This window comes from Corallococcus sp. bb12-1 (assembly GCF_026626765.1).
Lineage (GTDB): Bacteria > Myxococcota > Myxococcia > Myxococcales > Myxococcaceae > Corallococcus > Corallococcus terminator.
Map to the genome: position 1 here is coordinate 420035 of NZ_JAPNJZ010000027.1, position 20262 is coordinate 440296.

The 20262-nt window shown below is 70.1% G+C and carries 18 protein-coding genes; 6 read left to right on the top strand and 12 right to left on the bottom strand.

Annotated elements, in window-relative coordinates; translation table 11 throughout:
- Positions 1-6: 6 nt before the first annotated feature.
- The 5 genes from OV208_RS32790 to hemE all read right to left on the bottom strand — a co-directional run bounded on the left by OV208_RS32790 (position 7) and on the right by hemE (position 6624).
- The gene (locus OV208_RS32790) at positions 7-666 is read right to left on the bottom strand and encodes a class I SAM-dependent methyltransferase (RefSeq protein ID WP_267577856.1); all 660 of its coding nucleotides are present in this window, start codon (positions 664-666) and stop codon (positions 7-9) included.
- The gene (locus OV208_RS32795) at positions 663-1802 is read right to left on the bottom strand and encodes a mannosyltransferase family protein (protein WP_267577857.1); all 1140 of its coding nucleotides are present in this window, start codon (positions 1800-1802) and stop codon (positions 663-665) included. The genes OV208_RS32790 and OV208_RS32795 overlap by 4 nt, the downstream gene beginning before the upstream one ends.
- 101 nt (positions 1803-1903) lie before the next feature.
- Positions 1904-4141 (bottom strand): fatty acid oxidation complex subunit alpha FadJ, encoded by a 2238-nt coding sequence (gene fadJ, locus OV208_RS32800; RefSeq protein ID WP_267577858.1) that lies wholly within the window; start codon positions 4139-4141, stop codon positions 1904-1906.
- The gene (gene fadI, locus OV208_RS32805; RefSeq protein ID WP_267577859.1) at positions 4141-5442 is read right to left on the bottom strand and encodes an acetyl-CoA C-acyltransferase FadI; all 1302 of its coding nucleotides are present in this window, start codon (positions 5440-5442) and stop codon (positions 4141-4143) included. Before fadI ends, fadJ begins: the two co-directional genes overlap by 1 nt.
- A gap of 135 nt (positions 5443-5577) precedes the next feature.
- Positions 5578-6624, bottom strand: coding sequence for a uroporphyrinogen decarboxylase (gene hemE, locus OV208_RS32810; RefSeq protein ID WP_267577860.1), 1047 nt, complete (start codon positions 6622-6624; stop codon positions 5578-5580).
- 65 nt (positions 6625-6689) lie between these two features.
- On the opposite strand from hemE, the gene OV208_RS32815 reads away from it, so the two are divergent.
- Complete coding sequence (locus OV208_RS32815; RefSeq protein WP_267577861.1) at positions 6690-7346, top strand: hypothetical protein; 657 nt, start codon at positions 6690-6692, stop codon at positions 7344-7346.
- Between the two features lie 80 nt (positions 7347-7426).
- On the opposite strand, the gene OV208_RS32820 is transcribed toward OV208_RS32815, so the two are convergent.
- Genes OV208_RS32820 through OV208_RS32835 form a run of 4 tightly spaced genes read right to left on the bottom strand, consistent with a single transcriptional unit; the run spans position 7427 to position 11098 of the window.
- Positions 7427-8059, bottom strand: coding sequence for a carboxypeptidase regulatory-like domain-containing protein (locus OV208_RS32820; protein ID WP_267577862.1), 633 nt, complete (start codon positions 8057-8059; stop codon positions 7427-7429).
- The gene (locus OV208_RS32825; RefSeq protein WP_267577863.1) at positions 8059-9747 is read right to left on the bottom strand and encodes a caspase family protein; all 1689 of its coding nucleotides are present in this window, start codon (positions 9745-9747) and stop codon (positions 8059-8061) included. Before OV208_RS32825 ends, OV208_RS32820 begins: the two co-directional genes overlap by 1 nt.
- Positions 9734-10522: a hypothetical protein gene (locus tag OV208_RS32830; RefSeq protein ID WP_267577864.1), complete on the bottom strand. Its 789-nt coding sequence runs from the start codon at positions 10520-10522 to the stop codon at positions 9734-9736. Before OV208_RS32830 ends, OV208_RS32825 begins: the two co-directional genes overlap by 14 nt.
- A gap of 3 nt (positions 10523-10525) precedes the next feature.
- Positions 10526-11098, bottom strand: a complete 573-nt coding sequence (locus OV208_RS32835) for an RNA polymerase sigma factor (RefSeq protein ID WP_420715073.1) — start codon at positions 11096-11098, stop codon at positions 10526-10528.
- Between the two features lie 403 nt (positions 11099-11501).
- On the opposite strand from OV208_RS32835, the gene OV208_RS32840 reads away from it, so the two are divergent.
- The gene (locus tag OV208_RS32840; RefSeq protein WP_267577866.1) at positions 11502-12263 is read left to right on the top strand and encodes a hypothetical protein; all 762 of its coding nucleotides are present in this window, start codon (positions 11502-11504) and stop codon (positions 12261-12263) included.
- A gap of 12 nt (positions 12264-12275) precedes the next feature.
- On the opposite strand, the gene uvrA is transcribed toward OV208_RS32840, so the two are convergent.
- Positions 12276-14819: an excinuclease ABC subunit UvrA gene (uvrA, locus tag OV208_RS32845; RefSeq protein ID WP_267577867.1), complete on the bottom strand. Its 2544-nt coding sequence runs from the start codon at positions 14817-14819 to the stop codon at positions 12276-12278.
- A 109-nt stretch (positions 14820-14928) separates the two neighbouring features.
- Positions 14929-15363, bottom strand: a complete 435-nt coding sequence (locus OV208_RS32850; RefSeq protein ID WP_267577868.1) for a MarR family winged helix-turn-helix transcriptional regulator — start codon at positions 15361-15363, stop codon at positions 14929-14931.
- Positions 15364-15508: 145 nt separating this feature from the next.
- On the opposite strand from OV208_RS32850, the gene OV208_RS32855 reads away from it, so the two are divergent.
- Positions 15509-15982: a nuclear transport factor 2 family protein gene (locus OV208_RS32855; protein ID WP_267577869.1), complete on the top strand. Its 474-nt coding sequence runs from the start codon at positions 15509-15511 to the stop codon at positions 15980-15982.
- 155 nt (positions 15983-16137) lie between these two features.
- On the opposite strand, the gene OV208_RS32860 is transcribed toward OV208_RS32855, so the two are convergent.
- Entirely contained in the window at positions 16138-17259 is a 1122-nt protein-coding gene (locus OV208_RS32860; RefSeq protein ID WP_267577870.1) for a serine hydrolase domain-containing protein, read from the bottom strand.
- A 230-nt stretch (positions 17260-17489) separates the two neighbouring features.
- Here OV208_RS32860 and OV208_RS32865 point away from each other — a divergent pair, with 230 nt between their 5' ends.
- The 3 genes from OV208_RS32865 (at position 17490) to OV208_RS32875 (ending at position 20241) form a co-directional block, all read left to right on the top strand.
- Entirely contained in the window at positions 17490-18068 is a 579-nt protein-coding gene (locus OV208_RS32865; RefSeq protein ID WP_267577871.1) for a hypothetical protein, read from the top strand.
- A 9-nt stretch (positions 18069-18077) separates the two neighbouring features.
- Positions 18078-18611 (top strand): hypothetical protein, encoded by a 534-nt coding sequence (locus OV208_RS32870; protein ID WP_267577872.1) that lies wholly within the window; start codon positions 18078-18080, stop codon positions 18609-18611.
- A gap of 118 nt (positions 18612-18729) precedes the next feature.
- Entirely contained in the window at positions 18730-20241 is a 1512-nt protein-coding gene (locus OV208_RS32875; RefSeq protein ID WP_267577873.1) for an SDR family oxidoreductase, read from the top strand.
- Positions 20242-20262: the final 21 nt, after the last annotated feature.

Here is a 20262-nt window from a genome sequence, read left to right on the forward strand (position 1 = left end):
GCCCCGTCAGCGCGCCTCGGCGTCGTAGAGCAGGTGGGGCGTCGTGTAGCCCTCGCCCAGCCCCACCACCTCGCGCACCTCGAAGCCCGCGTCGAGCAGCATCCGCACGCCGTCCACGCGCGGCCGGAGCACCATGCCGCCGCTGGCCTTCGTGCGCCCCAAGAGCGACACCATCACCCACTCCTGCGCGAGCGCCTTGGCGTGCTTCCAGGAGCGGTCCCCCTCCACCTCCTTCAACAGGAAGCGCCCGCCGGGCTTGAGCAGGCCCCGCACGGCCTTGAGGAACCCCAGCCACTGCGCCTCCGGCAACAGGTACAGCACGTCGCACACCACCGCCGCGTCGAGCGTCCCGGGATGCTCCGCAGCCAGTTGCTCCACCGACCCCACGGACAGCGTCACGTTGGGCAGCCCCGCCAGCGCCTCCTGCGCCCAGCGCACCTTGCGCGCATCCAGGTCCACGCCCAGCACCCGGCGCTCCGGCGTCGCGAGCGCCATCAGCGCGGACAACAACCCGTGCCCACAGCCGATGTCCGCCACCGTCCCCGCCGGCAGCCGTGACGCCACCGCCATCAGCGGCGCCGACGACGCGCGCGCGTGCACATGGAAGCGCTCGCTCGCGGGCAGCCCCGCGTACCGCTCCAGCGCCTGGGCCATGAGCCCGCTCATGACACGTACTCCGCGGCACCGAATGCCACCGTCAGCACCAGCATCAACCCCACGCTCGTCGCGAGCACACCCCACCTCAACCTGGGACGCTCGCGCAGCAGCAGCGCCAGCGTGAGGAACAATGGGAAGGCGGCCAGCAGGTAGCGCCCCATGCCCATGAAGTCCTTGCTCGACATGGCGGGCAATCCCACGATGGCCAGCGTGTACACGCCATAGCCCCACCCCAGCCGCTTCGCGCACGGCCACACCAGCGCGAGCGCCCCCAGGGTGACGCCAGCGTGCCCCACCAACCGCAGGCCGTCCGACAGCGACATGTCCCGGCTGAAGCCCTGGAACCAGCGCAGCTTCGCCCACGTGCGCCAGCCCGGCTGCTGATCCCACCCCGGCGCGGACTGCACCTTCACGAACGCGAAGGGCTCACCGAAGGCCTTCCACTGGTACAGCACGTACAGCACGAAGCCCGCCGCCGCGCACACCGGCAGCAGGTCCACGAGGGTCCACTTCTGGCCGCGCTCGTGCTTCCACTCCAGCCGCCGCGCGAGCAACCCCACCACCAGCGCGGGCGCCACCGGCCGCGCCGCGGTCGCCACGGCGGCCAGCAGCACCGCGAACCCCAACTGTCCCCGCTCCAGCAGCAGGAACGCCGCGATGACGAGCAGCAGGAACAGCGCGTCCGAATACATCGCCCCGTAGAGGAAGAACGCGAACGGGTAGAACGCCAGGAGCAGGCCCGCGTTTCGCGCCGCGTCCTCATCCGCCCGCGTGCGCGCCCACTGCGTGAAGACGTACAGCGCCCCCAGCCCGCACAACATCGTGACGAGCATCCCCGCGAGGAACGTGTCCACGTGCAGGAGGCCCAGGCCTCTCAGCACCAGCGGGTACAGCGGGAAGAACGCCACCGGGCTCTGCTGGCCGGGCGTGTAGCTGTAGCCCTGCGTCGCGATGTGCGCGTACCAGCCAGCGTCGAAGTGCGCCCAGCCCAGCAGCGTGGGAGCCCCGGGCCACGTGGGCCGCGCGGGGCTGTAGCCCAGGGGGAACGCGAGCGCGGACACCGTCACCAGCACGGTGCACACCACCAGGGCTGCGAGGCCAGCGGACAGGACGGCGCGGGGAGCGGAGCGGACCATGGAGGGCATGCCCCTTGGTCCAGAACCGCACCCGCCGTCAAGCCGGGCCCCAGGCTCCAAGACAGGGGGAGGCCTTCGGGGCCCCCTCCCCTGCCCGGTCCGTCACGACATCACGCGTCGTAGAAGCCCTTGCCGGTCCGCACCTTCTCCACCAGCAACGGCGCGGGCGTGAAGCGCTCGCCGTACTTGTCCTGGTAGTGCTCCAGCTTGCGCAGCAGGTGCGCCGGCCCAAGGCTGTCCGCGTAACGCAGCGGGCCACCCAGGAACGGCGGGAAGCCCAGGCCGAAGATGGCGCCCACGTCGCCGTCGCGGGGGCTGCGCAGGATGCCCTCACCCAGGCAGCGGATGGCCTCGTTCACCATCTGCAAGGCACAGCGCTCCGCCATCTCCGCGGGGTCCAACGACTTGCGGTCCTTGCCGTGCGGCAGGAGCAGGTAGACGGCCGGGTCCACCTCCTTCTTCTTCCCGTCCTCGTACAGGTAGAAGCCCTTCTGCGTCTTGCGGCCCAGGCGACCGTCGGAGATGACGCCGTCCAACGCCTTGGGCGCCGCCATCCGCTTGCCGAACGCGGCCTCCATGATGGGGCCCACCTTCTGGGCCACGTCGATGCCCACCTCATCCAAGAGCGTGATGGGGCCCACCGGGAAGCCGAAGTCCACGAGCGCCTTGTCCAACTGGACGATGTCCGCGCCCTCCGCCAGCAGGTGCGCCGCCTCGTTCATGTACGGCGCGAGGATGCGCGACGTGTAGAAGCCCGGACCGTCGTTGACGACGATGACCGTCTTGCCCTGCTTGCGGCCCACGTCCACGCACGTCGCCGTCACCCACTCCGCGGTGCCCGGGTGCGTGATGATCTCCAGGAGCGGCATCTTGTGGACCGGGCTGAAGTAATGCATCCCGATGACTTGCGAAGGCCGCTTGCTGCCCTTGGCCAGCTCCGTGATGGGCAGGCTGGAGGTGTTGGACGCGAAGATGGTGTCCGGGCCGGTGACGGCCTCCACCTCCGCGATGACCTTGTGCTTGAGCTTCAGGTCCTCGAACACCGCCTCGATGACCAGGTCCACCGACTTGAAGCCGCTGTAGTCGGTGCCCGCGGTGATGTTCGACATCTTCGCGGACGACTCGCGGTGGGTGAGGGAGCGGCGCTTCACGCGCTCGTCCAGCACCGACTGCGCCTGCTTGAGCGCGCGGCCCGCGCCCGCGTCGTCCTTGTCCTTCACGCGCACCGGCACGCCCTGGAGCACGCCCGCCACGTAGGCGATGCCGCCGCCCATCAGCCCGCCGCCCAGCACGCCCACCTTCTTCACCTCGCGCGGCTTCACGTTGGCGTTGGCGGTGCCGTTCTCCTTCTTCAGCGCCGTGGTGGCGAAGAAGATCTCCACCAGCCGCCGCGACACGTCCGTGAACACCAGCTCTCCGAACGCCTTCGCCTCGGCCTCCAGGCCCGCCTTGCGCCCGGACTCCAGGCCCACGCGGATGACCTGGAGCGCCTTCTCCTGCGCCGGGTACTTGCCGCGCGTCTTCTTCAGGAGCGCCTTCTTCGCCTGGTCGAAGAGCACCTTGCGGCCGAGCGGGTTGTCCTCCAGCGCGGCCTCCGCCCACAGGTCCTTGCTGATGAGGCCCTGGAAGATGCCCGCGATGCCCTTCTTCTTGCCGCTCGCCGCCACGGCCTTGAAGCCCTGGTGCGCGCGCTCCACCTTGAGCGTGCCCGCCGCCAGCTCCGCCGCGCGCTGCAACGCGATGCGCTTGAGCATGGGCACGGGGACCACTTCGTCCACGATGCCCAGCTTCTTCGCCTTGGACGCCTTCACGTTCTTGCCCGTGAGGATGAGGTCCAGGGCCGCCTGCGCGCCAATGAGCTCGGGCAGCCGCTGCGTGCCGCCCGCGCCGGGGATGAGGCCCAGCTGCGTCTCCGGCAGGCCCAGGCTCGTCTTGGGGCTGTCGGTGGCGATGCGGTAGTGGCACGCGAGCGCCCACTCCAGGCCGCCGCCCAGGCACGCGCCGTGGATGGCCGCGACCACGGGCTTGGAGAACTCCTCCAGCCGTTCGAACTCCGCGTGTGCGGCGCGGCTGATGGCGACGACTTCGTCCGCGGACTTGAGGGTCTGGAGGAAGTCGATGTTCGCGCCGGCGACGAAGTTGTCCTTCTTGCCGGAGATGAACACGACGGCCTTCACCTCCGGGTCGCGCTCCGCCTGCAGCAGGAGCTGCGTGAACTCGGCGCCCACTTCCGGGGACAGCGTGTTCACGGCCGCGCCCGGCAGGTCCACCGTGATGAGCGCGACGCCGTCGGTGACGCCGTAGCTCAAGCCCTGCTTCGCCTCGACCTCTTCATGCTTGGTCGCCATCACGCACGCTCCAGGATGACCGCGGCGCCCAGCCCACCCGCGGCGCAGACGGTGCACAGCACCGTGTTCTTGTTCCGACGCTTCAGCTCGTTCAGGGCCTGCGTGACGATGCGCGCTCCGGTGGCACCGAACGGATGGCCCAGTGAGATGGAACCGCCCGTCACGTTCAAGAGCGACCGGTCGATTTCACCCACCGGCCCGCTGAAGCCCGCCTTCTTCGCGAACTCCTTGGACGCCAGCGCCTGGATGTTGCTCGCCACCTGCGCGGCGAACGCTTCATGCATCTCCACGAGGTCGATGTCCGACAGCTTCATCCCCGCGCGCTTGAGCGCCACGGGCGCCGCGTACGCCGGCCCCTGGAGCAACTGGTCGCCCGGGTCCGTCGCCGCGAACGCGTGCGAGCGCAGAAAGCCCAGCGGCTCGTAGCCCAGCGCCTTCGCCTTCTCCTCGCTCATCAAGAGCAGCGCCGCGGCGCCGTCGGTGAGCGGGGACGCGTTGCCCGCGGTGACGCTGCCATAGCGGCGGTCGAACACCGGCTTGAGCTTGGAGAGGGCCTCCAGGCTGGTGTCCTCGCGCACGATGTTGTCCTTCGTGGCGGACTGCTCGTACTTGGGCGGCACGAGGATGTGCATCACCTCGTCGGCGAAGTAGCCCTCCTTCCACGCCTTCGCCGCGTTCTGGTGCGAGTTGAAGGCGATGAGGTCCTGCTCCTCGCGGCTGATGCCGTTCTCCTTGGCCATCTTCTCCGCGCTCTCACCCATCGTCTCGCCCGTGGAGTACTCGGCGATGGCGGGGGGCACGGGCAGCAGGTCCTTGCCCTTGAGCTTCTGGAAGGGGCGCAGCTTGTCCGGCAGGCTCTTGCCCTTGGACGACGCGGCCAGCGCGTGCGCCAGGGGGCGGCTGGTGAAGATGGGCGCGTCCGATAGGGACTCGGTGCCGCCCGCGATGATGACGTCCGCGTCCCCCAGCGCGATGGCGTTGGCTCCCGCCACGAGCGCCTGGATGGACGTGGCACAGGCGCGCGCCACCGTGAAGGCGTCGATGCGCTTGGGCAGACCCGCCGCCAGCACGACTTCGCGCGCGATGGACGGCGCGGTCAGCGTGGGGATGACCTGGCCGAAGACGACCTGGTTGATTTCGTTAGGATCCAGGTCGCTGCGCTGCACCAGCTCCTGGACCACCATCCGGCCCAGGTCCAGCGCCGTCAGCCCCGCGAAGACGGTGCCTGCCTTCGCGAACGGCGTCCGCAATCCGCGAACGATGGCCACCCGACGGTGGCCGTTGCGCTTCTCGCTTGCCATGTGTGCCTCACCCTCTGTGCGACGAGTGAGGCGCTTCTAACGACCGACAATGCGCCGCGTCAACGCCGGATTGACTCAAGAGTCAATTGCCGGTCAGGCGGGCGGGCGAGCGGGGGTGCCCGCCTACACAGGCCTTCAGCGCAGCGCGATGCCCTGACGGAGGGCGACACCGTGGCGGTGCACGGCGTCCACGAGGAACTTCGCGGCGTCCGGGTCGCTGGGCGGAAGGATGCCGTGGCCCAGGTTGAAGATGTGCCCGACGGGGCCCGCGCGACCGAGGATGTCCTTCACGCGCGCATCCAGCTCCTCGCGGGGGAGGAACAGGTGCAGCGGGTCCAGGTTGCCCTGCGTGGCGACGTCCGGGCCCAGGATGCGGCGGCCCTCGTCCACGTTCACGCGCCAGTCCAGGCCGATGACGTCCGCGCCCGTGCGCTTCAGGAGCGGCAGGTGCGGGGTCATGTTGGTGCCGAAGAGGATGACGGGCACGCCCGTGGCCTTGAGCTCCTGCACCATGCGGGTGAGGTACGGCAGGCTGAAGCGTTCGAAGTCGTAGGGGGACAGCTCGCCGCCCCAGGAGTCGAAGATCTGCACGATGCTGGCGCCGGCCTCCACCTGCATCTTGAGGTACGGGATGAGGGTGTCGGTGAGCTTCTGGAACAGGCGGTGGGCCAGCGCTGGCTGCTCGAAGAGCAGGCGCTTGATGACAATGTAGCTCTTGGAGCCGCCGCCCTCGACCATGTACGCGGCCAGGGTGAAGGGCGCGCCGGCGAAGCCGATGACGGGCACGGAGTCATTGAGGGCCTTGCGCGTGCGGCGGATGGCCTCGGCGACGAAGCCGGTGCCCTCGACGGGGTCGGGGATGCCCAGCTTGTCGATGTCCGCGGCGGTGCGCAGGGGGTTGGGGAAGTGCGGCCCCTTGTCCCCGAGCTCCAGGTGGATGCCCATGGCCTCCACGGGGATGAGGATGTCGGAGAAGATGATGGCCGCGTCCACGCCCAGCCGGGTGACGGGCTGCACGGTGACTTCGGCGGCCAGGTCCGGATTCTTGCAGAGGTCCAGGAACGCGATGTTGCCGCGGATGGCGCGGTACTCGGGCAGGTAGCGGCCCGCCTGACGCATCAGCCACACGGGGGTGGTGTCGGTGGGCTGGCGGCGCGCCGTGCGCAGGAGTCGGTCGTTCACGTCATCACCTTCGAGGGGCGAGAGGGAGTCACGGGCTTCACGGGCCCTGGATGTACCCTATCTCCATGCTGAAACCTCGCCTCTACATTCCATGCCTCGCGGCCTTCCTGGGCACGGCCTGTGCGACGGGGCGGACCGTGACGCCCGCAGTGCCGGTCTGGCCCCTGCCTGGCGAGTTCACCCGCTGGGAGCCTGTTCCTGGCATCAGCTTGCTGGCTCCTCCCACTTCCCCACGTGGCACGCCGGTCAGTCCCTCCTCGACCGTCGCCCGATGCAACCCAGCGACGACCCCGGATACCGGCACGTGGCCCTATAGCGGTGGCGCCTACTTCTGCTCGTGGAGTCACCAGGACCTCAGCAGGCAATTCCGCCTGGACTGGTACGTCAACACTTTCGAGACACAGGCATTGGTAGACGAAAACCTCGAACGACTCCGATTGAATCTCATTCAGGGCATTCCTGGAGACCGCCTCACGAGGCTACCCGCCCCCTTGGCCGGTTGGGAATGGCGCGAAAAAGTCCGCGAGTGGCTTGGCCCGGAGGATGAAAGACCCACCAGTGGTGGAGAGCTGATCCGCGACCGCTGGATTGTCGTCGGGACCAACCTCCTCTTCCTTCAGGTCATCTCACTGGAAGACGACCCGTTTCCCGAAGGAGAAATGTTCCTCGACTCGCTGATGCTCACCCAGCAAGCAGCGCCAGCACCTACGAAACCACGGTGAACCCGATGGCGAGCCCGTTGTTGCTCTCATTCGACGGGGTGAAGGTGCCAATCATTGCCTGAAAACGAGGGGCCGTGCGCTCAGCCGCCGTCCCGGCCCCCGCCGTGGTCGTCTCCGCCATCATCATCGCCGCCGTCGTCATCCGAGGGCAGCGTGATGGCCCGGACCAATTCCTCTCCTTCGCGAACGCAGACCTCCAGCTCCACATCCTCCAGGTCCCGAGCCTTCACCTCCAGCGAGTAGCAACCGGCCGGTAGCGGGCCCACGCGAACCTCGCCGTTGCCCGGTTCGACCTTGAGACTGTCGAACCCTGTGCCCTCGACCTCCACCTCCACGTCGGAGGGCACCGAGCCTGTCTCATCCGACACGCGCACGATGATGAAGGCTCCGGGCGCGGACGCGATGTCCCCCACGTCGGTGACCCGGGCGCCCCGCGCCACCACGGCCTTGCGGGTCGCTCGCGTGCGGGAGGCCACCACGAACAACTCCAGCGATGTCGCGGGCACGTCGCTCAATTCGAAGCGTCCGTCCGCGTCCACCGAAGCGCGCAGCTCGGAGCGGCCCATGACGCTGACGCGCGCCACGTCGGCCTCCACCCCGAGGATGCGCCCCCGCACCGTGCCCGTCTGCAACGGGCCGTTCTCGAAACCGCCACAGCCGGCCAGCGCCAATGCCAGGGCCCAGAGGGCCTGCCCGCATCTCTTGGTTCGCATCAGAAGCGGTACCCTCCGGCCAGCATCAGGCCCCCAAAGCCCACCGTGCGCGTCTGCCCGTCCACCGGGACATAGGCCCAGAGCAACTGCGTGCGCGCTTCCACGACCCACGCCGGACCGAAGCGCCACGACACCGCAGCCATCCAGCCGGGCCACGCCGTGAGGTAGCGCTCATCCCGACGCAGCAGGTCCAGTTGGAAGGAGCGCTCCAACCACAACGCGGCCACACGCGGCCCCGTGGAAAGTCCCAGCCGCCCCCACGTCCAGGTCGGTCCCAGGGCCACGCCCACCAGCACCGTGCGGTGTCGCACCGGCACGAACCCGCCGGGATCCAGGCGCAAGGACTGCCGCCCCTGCCCCGCCGCCACATCCACCCAGAGGTCCAACCTGCCGTCCAGGAGCACGCCCTCCCAGCCCAGGCCCACGCCCGCCAGCGCCGACGCCGGCAACACCTGTTCGCGGCTGCGCCCGTCGAGGAACCCGAGCACGCCCGCGCCCAGCGACACCGTGCGCCGGGGCCCGTCCGCGAGCGGCCGCAGCATCGCTTCCAGTTCCCGCCGCTCGCCGGAGCGCAGCGCCACGGTGTCCTCCCACAACACCTGCCCGCCCTTGCGCAACTCCAGACGCCGTCGCCCTTCGGGCACCACCACGCCGCCGGGAAGCTCGCCCGCGTCCTGCCCGTCCACCTTGAGCGTGAAGCCTTCCAGCCTGGCGCTGTAGGAGAAGACCTCCGGCTGGCCGGGGCGCTCCAGCGTTCCGGACAGCAGCACCGGATCCGCGCCCACCTCCAAGATCTGCGCACTCGGGCGCTGGCGGCCTTCCGTATAGGCCCAGGTGTTGCGTCGGGCCCAGTCGTGGGCCTCGGTGGCGCTCACCGCACCGTCGCGGTTGCGGTCTCCCCTGCCATCCAACGCCTGGATGAGGAAGTGCGTGTAGATGTCATTGGCCAGCGCGTCGTCTTCTCGCGCGGCCTCGCCCCAATCGCTGGCGGACAGCACCAGCGAGGCGCGGCTCGCCGCCTCCAACGGTTGCGGCAGGAAGGGCGCCTTGGTGTGCGCCAGCTCGTCGCGCACCTCGGGCGGCAGCAACGACTTGCCCGTGCCGCTGTGACAGGTGGCCAGCACCAGCACCCGGCGCCGTGAGCCCAACCGCTCCAACGCCTGCTCCAGCGAGGCCATGTCCAGCCCCGTCCCGGCCACGTCCCGGTAGCGCGCATCCGACGTCACCAGGTAGCGCTGCAAATCGCCCCGGACATCGCGCGCCAGCGAACCGTGCCCGGACACATAGACGACCACGACGTCCTGCGGACGCCACGGCCGGGCCTCCAACGCCTGGAGCGCGGCGAGCACGCCAGCGCGCGTCGTCTGCTCGGGCCGCGTCAGCACCGTCACCGACTGGAAGCCGCCCCGGGAGGGATCCGCCAGCACGCGGCCCAGGTCGTCCGCGTCCTTGGCCGCGTAGCGCAGGCCGTTCCAGGAGGGGTCCGCGTACGCGGAGATGCCGATGAGCAGCGCGTGCCGCTCCCCCGCCTGGGCCGTGGCCAGCGCCCCCTCCTCCAGGCGCACGCGCACCGCGCGGCCCTTCTCGCCCGGGGTCTCCACGGTACGACACGCGCCGAGCCACACCAGCGCGAGCACCAGGGGGATGAGCGACAGGCGGGACACGCGCGACTCCTCAGGGCGCAGCATGCCCCGACTCCACCTTCAGGCGAAGCCGGGCCTGGGCCGCGTCCGGAGGCACCTGCCCACCGGCCACCACCGCCTCCAGCGCGGAGGCGTCCGCGCCCTTCGGCCAGGCGACCAGCACCAGCGTCACCAGACCCTGCTCCCCCTCCAGCGACACGCCCGCCAGGTCCTCGCCGTCCCGCAGGTCGTGCGTGCCCGGCCCCAGCACATGACGCCCCAGCACCTGCGGAGGGACACCAGGGGCCTCGCGCACCACCAGGGCGTCGGCGGCATCGCCGGCGTGGTAGCGCAGGAGCACCACCGCCTCGGGGGGAAGCACCGCGTCCTCGGGCACCGCGCGCACCTGGCCGTCCGGCCACCGCGCCGCCGCCGTCAGCTCCAGGGCCAGCGGGGCGCCTCCCTTGAGGCGCTGCGTGGACGGGCGCTCGGGAAGGGTCCCCGCCCCCGGGCGCACCAGGATGGCCAGGAGGACCGCGGCCACGGCGGCCAACCCTCGCGACAGCCAGACACGCTTCGGGGAACCCAGCCGGCGACGCACCCTCGCCCAGCCGACCGCGTCCTCCCGCACGGGCCTTGCGGAGACCTCCAGGAGGGCTTCATCCGCCAGCGCGTCCAGACCGAAGGCGTCGTCGGGAGCCTCGTCGTCCTCGGAGAGGAACGCCTCGCACGTCTCACACGGCTGGGCCAGATGCGCGGCGAAGTACCGCAGGGTCTCCGGGTCCCGCTGTTGGAGCGCCCGTTGGGCCTCGGCGTCCAGGTGTCTGCCGGTCTCGCTCATGGTTCACCCCACCTCCGCTGCCAGCAGCCGTGCCATCAATTCGCGCTTCACCCGGGCGCGGAAGCGCTCCAGTCGCATCGTCACCGCGCTCTTGCCCAGTCCCAGGCGCTCGGCGATCTCCCGCGCGCTCAATTCCCCCTCCAGATAGAAGAGGCGGGCCGTCTCCTTCTCCGGGCCCTCGGGCAGCCCTTCGATGAGCGCGCGCACCACCGCCACGCGGCGCTCCAACGTCAGCGAGGGAGGCAGCGCGGGCGCGGAGACCTCCGCCTCGCGCGCGAGGCCCTCCGCCACGCGCTCCCGGGCCCGAGCGCCCCGGCTGAGCGCGAAGGCATGGTGCCGGGCGATGGTCAGCAGCCAGCCGCTGAACGCGCGCGGGTGCTGGAGCCGGGGCAGTTCGCGAAACGCACGCACGAAGGTCTCCTGCACCACGTCCTCCACCTCCGCGGTCCCCAGCTCCGCGTATCCCTGCGCCACGCGGCGCACCGAGGCATGAAAGCGCTGGTACAGCTCACCGCACGCGGGCTGCTCACCCCGGACGGCGCGGCGGATGCACTCCGCCAGTTCCTGCTCCGTCACCACGCCGCCCTCCCTTCCCCGCCACACACCCCGTGCTCGCGCGCCCGTGGACGCACGGTCCCGGCGAGCAGCTCCGCGGGCCATGGAAGGACCGGCCCCGTCCAGGAGGCGTCGCCTGCGGAACGACCTCCGGAAGCGAAGGTCGTTCCAGGGATGAGGATGCAAGCCATGGCTCCTGTTGCGTACTCCGTCAGGAGGGAAGGAGTCACGGGGGGCTTTTCCGGCCACATTCCATCGTTCGCCCGGTCGCTGCGACCCATACGGCACGTGGAAGCCGCCCCGGAAATGCACCGCGAAAATCCCCCCGTGGCCGTTTTTCGCGGCCGTGCTCCTTCCCTTCAACGGGCAGGGAGCGGCCGGTCACGAGGCACGGGCTCCCTCCTTCTTCCAGGAGACACACGCCATGCGTTTCACCGGTCTGTTCGCGTCCATCATGTTGCTGTCCGCGTGTGGCAATGGTGCCTCTTCGGTGGGGCTGAGCACGCGGATGGGTTCCGCCGTCTCCGGCGCCGGACTCCTCCGTCAGTCCGAGCAGCGACTGGCCCTCCCCAACGGCATCACCGTGGAGCGAGTGCGGCTGTCGGTCCGCGAGTTGGAGCTCAAGCGCGAGGGCCACCATGACGACGACGATTCCTCCGACGACGACGCGGGCACGAGCGTCGATGACAAGGGCGAGCACAAGCAGCGCACGGGCGCCTTCCTCATCGACCTGTCCGGAGCCGCGCTGGAGGGCCAGGTGGTCCGCCTGCGGGACGTGACGGCGGAGGCGGGCACCTACGACGAGATTGAATTCGACATCGGCAAGGTCTCCGTCACCGAGGCCGGCGACAACGCAGCGCTGAAGGAGCTGGCGCAGTTGGGCGCCTCCATCGTCGTCGATGGGCTCATCGACGGGACGCCCTTCCAGTTCGTGTCGAGCGTGCGCGTGGAACAGGAGCGCGAGGCGACCTTCGTGGTGGCGGATGGCTCCGACCAGAACGTCACCATCAACATCGACCCCAGCGGCTGGTTCACCGGCGAGGGCGGCAAGCGCCTGGATCCGCGCGAGAGCAGCGCCCGTTCGGAGATTGAAAACAACCTTCACCGCTCCATCGATGCCTTCGACGACGACGACAAGAACGGCGGCGAGGACTCCGACGACGACCACGGCGGCGAAAAGGACTGAGCCCCGCCTCCGTCACCCGAGGACGCGCGCCAGATAGGGCGCGGTGCGACTGGCCTTCACCTTCGCCACCTCCTGGGGCGTGCCCTGCGCCACCACCCTGCCCCCGGCGTTCCCCGCGCCGGGCCCCACGTCGATGACGTGGTCGCTGGCGGCGACGACGCGCAGGTCGTGCTCCACGACGATGACCGTGTTGCCCGCGTCCACCAGCCCCTCCAACTGCGCCATCAGCTTGTCCACGTCCGCCGGGTGCAGGCCGGTGGTGGGCTCATCCAGCACATAGAGCGTGTCGCCGTGCTGGGTGCGTTGCAGCTCCGTGGCCAGCTTGATGCGCTGCGCTTCCCCGCCGGACAGCTCCGTCGCGGGCTGTCCCAGCCGCAGGTAGCCCAGGCCCACGTCCTTCAGCACCTTGAGGACGCGCAAGAGGGACGGCTCCTGCACGAAGAAGTCGAAGGCGGCGTCCACCGTCATCCCCAGCACGTCCGCGATGTTCCGCTCGCGGTACTTCACCTCCAGCGTCTTCGGGTCGTAGCGGGTGCCGTGACACGTGGGGCACGGCGCGTACACGCTGGGCAGGAAGAGCAACTCCACGCTGACGAAGCCTTCGCCCTCGCACGTCTCGCAGCGGCCTCCCGCCGTGTTGAACGAGAAGCGGCCCGCGCTGTACTTGCGCGACTTCGCCAGGGGCGTCGCCGCGAACAGCTTGCGCACGTGGTCGAACAGGCCCGTGTACGTCGCGAGGTTTGAGCGCGGCGTGCGGCCAATGGGCTTCTGGTCCACCGTCACCAGCCGCTTGAGCGCGTGCATCCCTTCCGCGATGTCACCTTCGCTGGCCACCGTCGGCTCGCGATCCAACGGCTCGCCCTCCTCCTCTTCCGGCGCCAGCGTCTGCCCCAGCCGCGCGGCCACCAGCTCCACCAGTGCCTGGCTCACGAGGCTCGACTTGCCGGAGCCGGACACGCCCGTGACGGTCGTGAAGACGCCCAGCGGGAAGTCCACGTCCAGCCCGCGCAGGTTGTTGCGCTTCACGCCCTCCAATCGCAGACGTCCCGTGGCCTTCCGGGGCGAGCGGCGGCGCAGGGCCTCTTCTTCGAACAGGTAGCGCCGCGTCCGCGACGCCTCCACCTTCGCCAGCCCCTCCGGCGGCCCGCTGTAGAGCACGCGCCCGCCGTGCTCACCAGCAGCAGGGCCCACGTCCACGATCCAATCCGCGTGGCGGATGACATCCACCTCGTGCTCCACCACGAACAGCGAATTGCCCGCGTCCTTCAACCTGTCCAGCGCCGTCAGCAGCGCCTCCGTGTCGGCAGGGTGCAGGCCGGCGGACGGTTCATCCATCACGTACACCACGCCGAAGAGGTTGGAGCGGATCTGCGTGGCGAGCCGCAGCCGTTGCAGCTCTCCCGGCGACAGCGTGGGCGTCGTGCGCTCCAGCGACAGGTAGCCCAGTCCCAGGTCCGTCAGCACCTGGATGCGCGCCAGCAGATCCTTCGTGATGCGCTCGGCGACGAGGACCTTCTCCGGATGTTCGCGGGCCATCGCCTCCGCGCCCTCCGCCCTCCCCTCGGCCGTGGGGCGCAGCAGGTCCGCGACCTGATCCAATGGCAGCCGCGACAACTCTCCGATGTCCAGGCCCGCGAACTTCACCGACAGCGACTCGCGGCGCAGGCGCTTGCCGTGGCACAACTGGCAATCACTGCTCACCATGTACCGGGCGACGCGCTTCTTCATCATCGCGCTCTCGGTGGTCGCGAACGTCGTCATCACGTAGCGCTTCGCGCCGGTGAACGTGCCCATGTAGCTGGGCGGCTCCTTGCGAGCCAGGGCCCGCTTCACCTCCGCGGACGTGAAGCCCGCGTAGACGGGGACGCTGGGCTGCTCGTCGGTGAAGAGGATCCACTGCCGGTCCTTCTTCGACAATTCACGCCAGGGTTTATCGATGTCGTACCCGAGCGTCACCAGGATGTCGCGCAGGTTCTGTCCATGCCACGCGGGCGGCCACGCGGCGACGGCGCGCTCACGGATGCTCAGGCTGTCGTCGGGAACCATCGAGCGCTCGGTCACCTCGAACACCCGGCCGATGCCGTGACACTGCGGACAGGCGCCCGCGGGCGTGTTCGGCGAGAACGCGTCGGAGTCCAGCCGGCCCAGCTTCGGAGGGTACGTCCCGGCGCGCGAGTACAGCATGCGCACGGAGTTCGACAGCGTCGTCACGCTGCCCACCGACGAGCGCGAACTGGGAGCGCCCCGGTGCTGCTGGAGCGCCACCGCTGGAGGCAGCCCGTCGATGGAGTCCACCTCCGGCACGCCCACCTGATCAATCAGGCGTCGGGCATACGGGGCCACGGACTCGAAGTAGCGCCGCTGCGCTTCGGCATACAGCGTCCCGAACGCCAGGGACGACTTGCCGGAGCCGGACACCCCGGTGAAGACCACCAGCGCATCGCGCGGGAGGTCCACATCCACGTGCTTGAGGTTGTGTTCACGGGCCCCGCGCACGCGCACGAAGCCGGCGAGATCGGGGGTCTTTCGGGTGCGGGACGTTTTCGGAGGAGCCATGCCGGAGCGGAAGTTGCCCACCCGCCTCCGTGAGGTCACTCCCCACGCGGGCATCACGTCGGAATCCCGATGCGCGCTCCCGTCCACCGTCCGGAAGGAGACACGGCGGTCACGGGCCCTTCTGGCGAGGTTCGCTGGCGGCCTCGGGCGAGGGCGCGTGGGAGACCAGGACACGGTCGAGGAGTCGCGCCAGTTGCTCACGCTCGGAAGATGAAAGCGCGGCGAGCAGCGCATCCTGGGCCCGCGCCAGCTCGCCATCCAGCTGTTGCAGCTGTCGCACCCCGACGGACGTGAGCGTGATGGTGTTGCGTCGGCGGTCCGACACATCCGGCGTACGTTCAATGAGCTTCCGCTCGGCCAGCACGTCGAGCACCGCCACGACGTCGCTGCGATCCAGCCCGGAACGGCGCCCCAGGTCCGCCTGGCTCGTGGGGCCGAACTCCTCCAGCGTCGACATCAAGGCGTAGTGGTAGCGGTGGAAGCCGACCGCGCCGAGCCCTTCGGTCACCAACCGGTGGGCCAGCGCCGCGGTCTGGTTCAGCATCCAGCTTGGCAACCTGCGCAACCTCGAGGGGGCCAGGTCGGTGGACATCGTCATGGCGTCAGCCTCGCAGAATTCATTGGCGCGGCCAACGATTCGCCAGTATCATTGGCAACACCAACGTTGGAAACACCCACGAGGTGCAGCAATGAGCACACTGAACGCAGAGGGAGTCACCCCGTCGCTGGCCCATCAACTCCAGGCACTCACGGATCGCCAGGCGCTCACGGAGCTGGTCGGTCGCCTCGACCTGCTCCTGGACGCGAAGCGCTTCGACGACCTGCGGTCCGTCTACACGGAGGATGTGGTCGCTGACTTCCCGATGAGCGTGGGCCGGGTGCAGGGTGTTGACGTGCTGGCGGGCTTCGCACGCCAGCGGATGACGAAGTTCTGGCGCACCCAGCACTCCAGCACGAACATCCTCATCGAGCTGGAGGGTGACCGGGCCACGGTCCTGGCGAACCGCTTCTCCGTCCACGTCCACCAGGAAGGCAGGCCCCAATCGCATCTCGATGCGGGAATCGCCCACCGCTTCCAGGCGATCCGCACGCCGCAGGGGTGGCGGTTTTCCCGGATAGAAGCGGAAGTGCTCTGGACCGCGGGAGAACCTGGCAGCCATTGAAGGCTCTCTTTGGGCCGGGGGCCTTGTGCCCCACCAAGGGCGGCCTGCCGTGGCGTGAGGTGCGCAGCTCGCACTTCCGCGTGCGCAGTGTGAGCCTACCGCCGAAGTCCGCCTCCTCGAACACCTGCCGCGGCTCCAGTCGCGGCCCCCCTCTTCTACTTCCGGCCCACGGCCTCCGGGCCCGGCCGCTCCAGCCCGAGCGCCGCCGGCAGCACGTACCGTCCGAACAGCTCCAGCGGCAGCGACGAACCGGCCCCGTTGTAGTGGCTGGCGGTGAAGGCCGCGGTGAGGCCCAGCGAGGGCGCGACGAAGACGTATTGCCCGCCGTTGCCCCGCGCGAAGGTCACCTCCACCGGGACGCCCTGGATGACGAAGCGGGTGCTCCACCACAGGAGCCCATAGCCCGCGTCCCCCAGCGGCCCCAGGGCCTTGCCGGACTCCGCCACCCACTCACCGGACACGAGGCGTTCGCCCTGCCACACGCCGCCCTCCAGGACCAGCTGGCCTGCCTTCAGGAAGTCGCGGGGCCGCAGGCGCAGGTGGCCTCCCGTGTCCGTGCCCTGCTTGCCGGCGGGCTGCCAGGCGAAGTCCTGGACCTTCAGCGGCGCGAACAGCCACTCGCGGGAGAGGTCCGCGACGGACCGGCCGCTGGCGTGCTCCAGGGCCGCGCCGAGCAACACCACGCCGCCCGTGCAGTAGCGCGTCACCGTCCCCGGCTCGTCCTTCATGGGGACATCCACGATGAAGCGGACCCAGTCGTCGGTGTCCGCCATCCGCTCCTCGTTGCCGGGCGAATCCGGGTTCCAGTCGTCACACGCCAGCCCCGTGCGCATCTGGAGCAGGTGGCGCAGGGTGATGCGCTCCTTGCGGGGGTCCGGGTTCCGGACCGGCAGCAGGTGCGGCAGGAGCGACAGCACGGGCGCGTCCAGGTCCGGGAGGATTCCGCGCTCGTGCGCCATGCCCACCAGCAGTGACGTGAGGCTCTTGGTGGCCGAGCGCAGGTCGTGCGCGTCCTCCCGCGCGAAGCCGTTCCAGTAGCGCTCGTAGACGAGCCGGCCGTTGCGCGCGACGACCACCGCGTCCGGCGTCTCCACCGTGGCCTCCGCCACGTCGTGCTCCAGCCAGTCGAACCACGAGCGCTGGAGGCCCTGGTCCTCGAAGGAGGCCACCTCCCAGCCATCATCGGTGCGGTCCGGCGGAGAGCCCGGCCCCGTGGGCAGCCGCTTTCCTCCGCAGGCCGTCAGGCACAACAGCAACAGCGTCACTCGCTGGAACATCGTCCCTCCGCGTTCGGACCGGTGCAGCCTGGACGTCTTATGCCCCAGCGGCGGCACGGGCGCGCGGATGTGACAGCCATGTCGTGCGTGGGCCCTGGCACCGAGCGTCCGGGGACGCAGCCCTCCTCTTGGACGGACATCGCATCCTGCTTACTCTGGGGCGGGGCCTCGCATCGCGAACCCCTTCCTGGGCGTGGCCGGGACACCCGGGAGAAAGACCGTTCGAAGCCATGAGTGGAACGACCCAGTCCCCTTCCCGCCCGCGACGTTGGGCCGCGCGCCTGGCCTTGCTGGTGGCCTGCGCCGGCTCGGTGGCCACGTCGAAGGCGGCCATGCCCCCCGTCAGTTCGGAGCGGCTCTCCATGGGCCCCGTGCGCCTGTCGGCACAGACGCCCAGGGCCACGAAGCCCTTCCTCATCCGGGTCACCGCGGAGCAGTCCTCCCAGCTCCTTGATGGGCATGTCCATGTCGCCGTCACCGCGGATTGGAAGCCCGTGGATCCGGCGCGGACGACCGGCCCGTGGTTCCGGCCTTCGCTGACCCGGGAGGGAGCCGTCCCGGGCCCGGGCCCGTCCCTGCCCCTGACCGAGCCAGGCAAGCCGGTGGGCCACGACATGACGGAGAGCTTCGCGGCCGAATGCGAACTCAAGGCCGGCAAGGCGTGTGAGTGGCGCGTGGACCTCCATCTCGAAATCGCGGCGGACGCTCCGCCGGGCACGGTCGACGTGATGGTGGATGCGAGGGCCCGGATGTCCGCGAGGCAGAAAGAGACACCTCGGGGCTTCACCGTGACGCTCGAAGCGTTGTAGCGCGTGCCCGTGCGCCACCAGAAACCCTTCCCCGGCAGCGGCCTCCTGCACCCCTGCGTCCTGGGGGCCGTGGTCCTGCTCCTGCTCAACGACCACGTCTTCAAGGCGCGCTGGCCGTCGTGGTGGACGGGGAAGCTCTCCGACGTCGCGGGGCTCGCCATGTTCCCCCTGCTGCTCCAGGCGCTCTGGGAACAACTGTCGCGGCACCGTGCGCGGGACTTCCATCCTTCGCGCGCGGTGGTGACGGGCGCGGTGGTGCTCACGGGGCTGTGCTTCTCCGCGACGAAGCTTTCGGAAGGCGCGGGGAATGCGTGGCGCTGGGCCCTGGGCGGGCTGCAATGGCCCTTCCGCGTGCTCGGGGCGGTGCTCGCGGGTGCGCCCCTTCCCCGCATCCAACCGACCTTGCATACGGTGGATGTCACGGATCTGTTGACGCTGCCGGCCCTGTTGATGGCCCTGTGGCTGGGGTGGCGGCGCGCGGCCGTGGCGGTCCCCACGGAGCCCCCAGTGGATCCGCGAGCGGAGTCCCCTCAGCCGCGCTGATTATTCCGCGAACGCACTGCGCGTGAATCACCTCGCGCCTGTCGGGCTGCTTCGCGGTGCGTGTCAGACCCCCGCTGCACATTGCGCCCCCTCAAGCCTTGAACAGCCAGGGGTCAGCATGTCCGCACATCCATCGCAGCAGGGCGCCGGAGCGCCTTCGAACACCTTCGAGCGGGTGCGCCACTGCGCCGCGTCCGTCACCCGCTATCCGCTCGACATCCTCACCCGGGATGCGCAGCTCGAGGACGAACTGGGCATCGACTCCGTGAAGCTCGCGGAGATCGCCGCGGTCGTCGCGCGCGAATTCAACCTGCCCCCCGACCGGCTGCCGCGCGGGGGGAAGGCACCGACACTCGGCGCGATCGCCGGGCTGGTGACCCAGGTGCTGGGCGAATCGCCCGCGGTCCCCGCTCCCGTGGCGGTCGCACCCTCCGCGCCCGTCGGAGTGCCCGCGGCCCTGCCCGTAGCCCCCACCCCTCCCGTCGCGGCGCCCGTGCGCATTGGGATGGAGATGAATGCTCGCGCGAGCACCGGGGTGGAGTTGGAGTCGCGCGTTCGCGCCGTGTTCGCGCGGGTGACCCGCTACCCCGAGGACCTGCTGACGTTGCACGCGGATCTGGAGGACGAGCTGGGCATCGACTCCGTGAAGCAGGCGGAGGTGATGGCCGTGCTCATGAAGGAGCTGGGGCTCTCCGAAGGACCGAAGCCGGCCCAGCGCCTCCGGACGATGGCCGCCATCTGCGAGGCCGCGCGCGCCCTGCTGCCTTCCGCCGAGTCCGTCACCAGCGCTCCGGTGGGCCGTCCCGTGCACGTCGTGGCCGCGCCGCTCCCGTCACGGCTGGACCTGCCCTTCGCGGGGAAGGTCGCGCTCGTCACGGGCTCGGGAAAGGGCATCGGCAAGGTCATCGCCACCCGGCTGGCCCGGGCGGGAGCGACCGTGGTCGTGAACTCGTTCCATTCCCGGGACGACGGGGAGAAGACGGCGCGCGACATCGTCGAGAGCGGCGGGAAGGCGCTGCACCTGTGGGGCTCCGTCGCGAACGAGGAGCACCTGGAGCGGATGTTCTCCACGCTGGGGGAGAAGCTGGGGGGACTCGACTTCCTCGTGTGCAACGCGTCCAACGGCCTCATCGGCCCGTTCGACCGCATCTCCCCGCGTGACTGGGACAAGGCGTTCCGCACCTGCATCACCGGCACGTACGAGTGCGCGATGCGCGCGCGTCCGTTGATGGCCGCGCGCGGGGGCGGCGGCATCGTCACGATGTCCACCTCCATGTCCCAGCGGTACATGCACGACCTGGGATGCCAGGGCGTGGTGAAGGCGGGCGTGGAGTCGCTCACGCGCTATCTGGCCGCGGAGCTGGCGCCGGACGGCATCCGCACCAACTGCGTGTCCGCGGGCCCCGTGCACGGGGACCTCCTGGGGATGTTCCCTGACGCGCCGGACCGCGTGGCGCGCTGGGAGGCGGCCACGCCCGGGGGACGGCTGTGCACGGCGGACGACGTCGCCGACGTGACCGAGCTGCTGCTGGGGCCGAAGACCCAGCGGGTGAATGGCGCCATCTGGGTGGTGGACGCCGGCCTGTCTGGAACCGTCGACGGGCTGCTGCCGGCCGCCCGTCCTTCCTGAACCTCGCACCGGGAGCCCCTG

Bases quoted from the DNA above. Each gene is read 5' to 3' on its own strand.
- OV208_RS32820 (WP_267577862.1), bottom strand. From the start codon at position 8,059: ATGCGAACCAAGAGATGCGGGCAGGCCCTCTGGGCCCTGGCATTGGCG.
- OV208_RS32855 (WP_267577869.1), top strand. From the start codon at position 15,509: ATGAGCACACTGAACGCAGAGGGAGTCACCCCGTCGCTGGCCCATCAA.
- OV208_RS32825 (WP_267577863.1), bottom strand. From the start codon at position 9,747: ATGCTGCGCCCTGAGGAGTCGCGCGTGTCCCGCCTGTCGCTCATCCCC.
- OV208_RS32795 (WP_267577857.1), bottom strand. From the start codon at position 1,802: ATGCCCTCCATGGTCCGCTCCGCTCCCCGCGCCGTCCTGTCCGCTGGC.
- OV208_RS32865 (WP_267577871.1), top strand. From the start codon at position 17,490: ATGAGTGGAACGACCCAGTCCCCTTCCCGCCCGCGACGTTGGGCCGCG.
- OV208_RS32875 (WP_267577873.1), top strand. From the start codon at position 18,730: ATGTCCGCACATCCATCGCAGCAGGGCGCCGGAGCGCCTTCGAACACC.
- OV208_RS32840 (WP_267577866.1), top strand. From the start codon at position 11,502: ATGCGTTTCACCGGTCTGTTCGCGTCCATCATGTTGCTGTCCGCGTGT.
- fadJ (WP_267577858.1), bottom strand. From the start codon at position 4,141: ATGGCGACCAAGCATGAAGAGGTCGAGGCGAAGCAGGGCTTGAGCTAC.
- OV208_RS32860 (WP_267577870.1), bottom strand. From the start codon at position 17,259: ATGTTCCAGCGAGTGACGCTGTTGCTGTTGTGCCTGACGGCCTGCGGA.
- uvrA (WP_267577867.1), bottom strand. From the start codon at position 14,819: ATGGCTCCTCCGAAAACGTCCCGCACCCGAAAGACCCCCGATCTCGCC.
- fadI (WP_267577859.1), bottom strand. From the start codon at position 5,442: ATGGCAAGCGAGAAGCGCAACGGCCACCGTCGGGTGGCCATCGTTCGC.
- OV208_RS32830 (WP_267577864.1), bottom strand. From the start codon at position 10,522: ATGAGCGAGACCGGCAGACACCTGGACGCCGAGGCCCAACGGGCGCTC.
- OV208_RS32790 (WP_267577856.1), bottom strand. From the start codon at position 666: ATGAGCGGGCTCATGGCCCAGGCGCTGGAGCGGTACGCGGGGCTGCCC.
- OV208_RS32850 (WP_267577868.1), bottom strand. From the start codon at position 15,363: ATGCTGAACCAGACCGCGGCGCTGGCCCACCGGTTGGTGACCGAAGGG.
- OV208_RS32815 (WP_267577861.1), top strand. From the start codon at position 6,690: ATGCTGAAACCTCGCCTCTACATTCCATGCCTCGCGGCCTTCCTGGGC.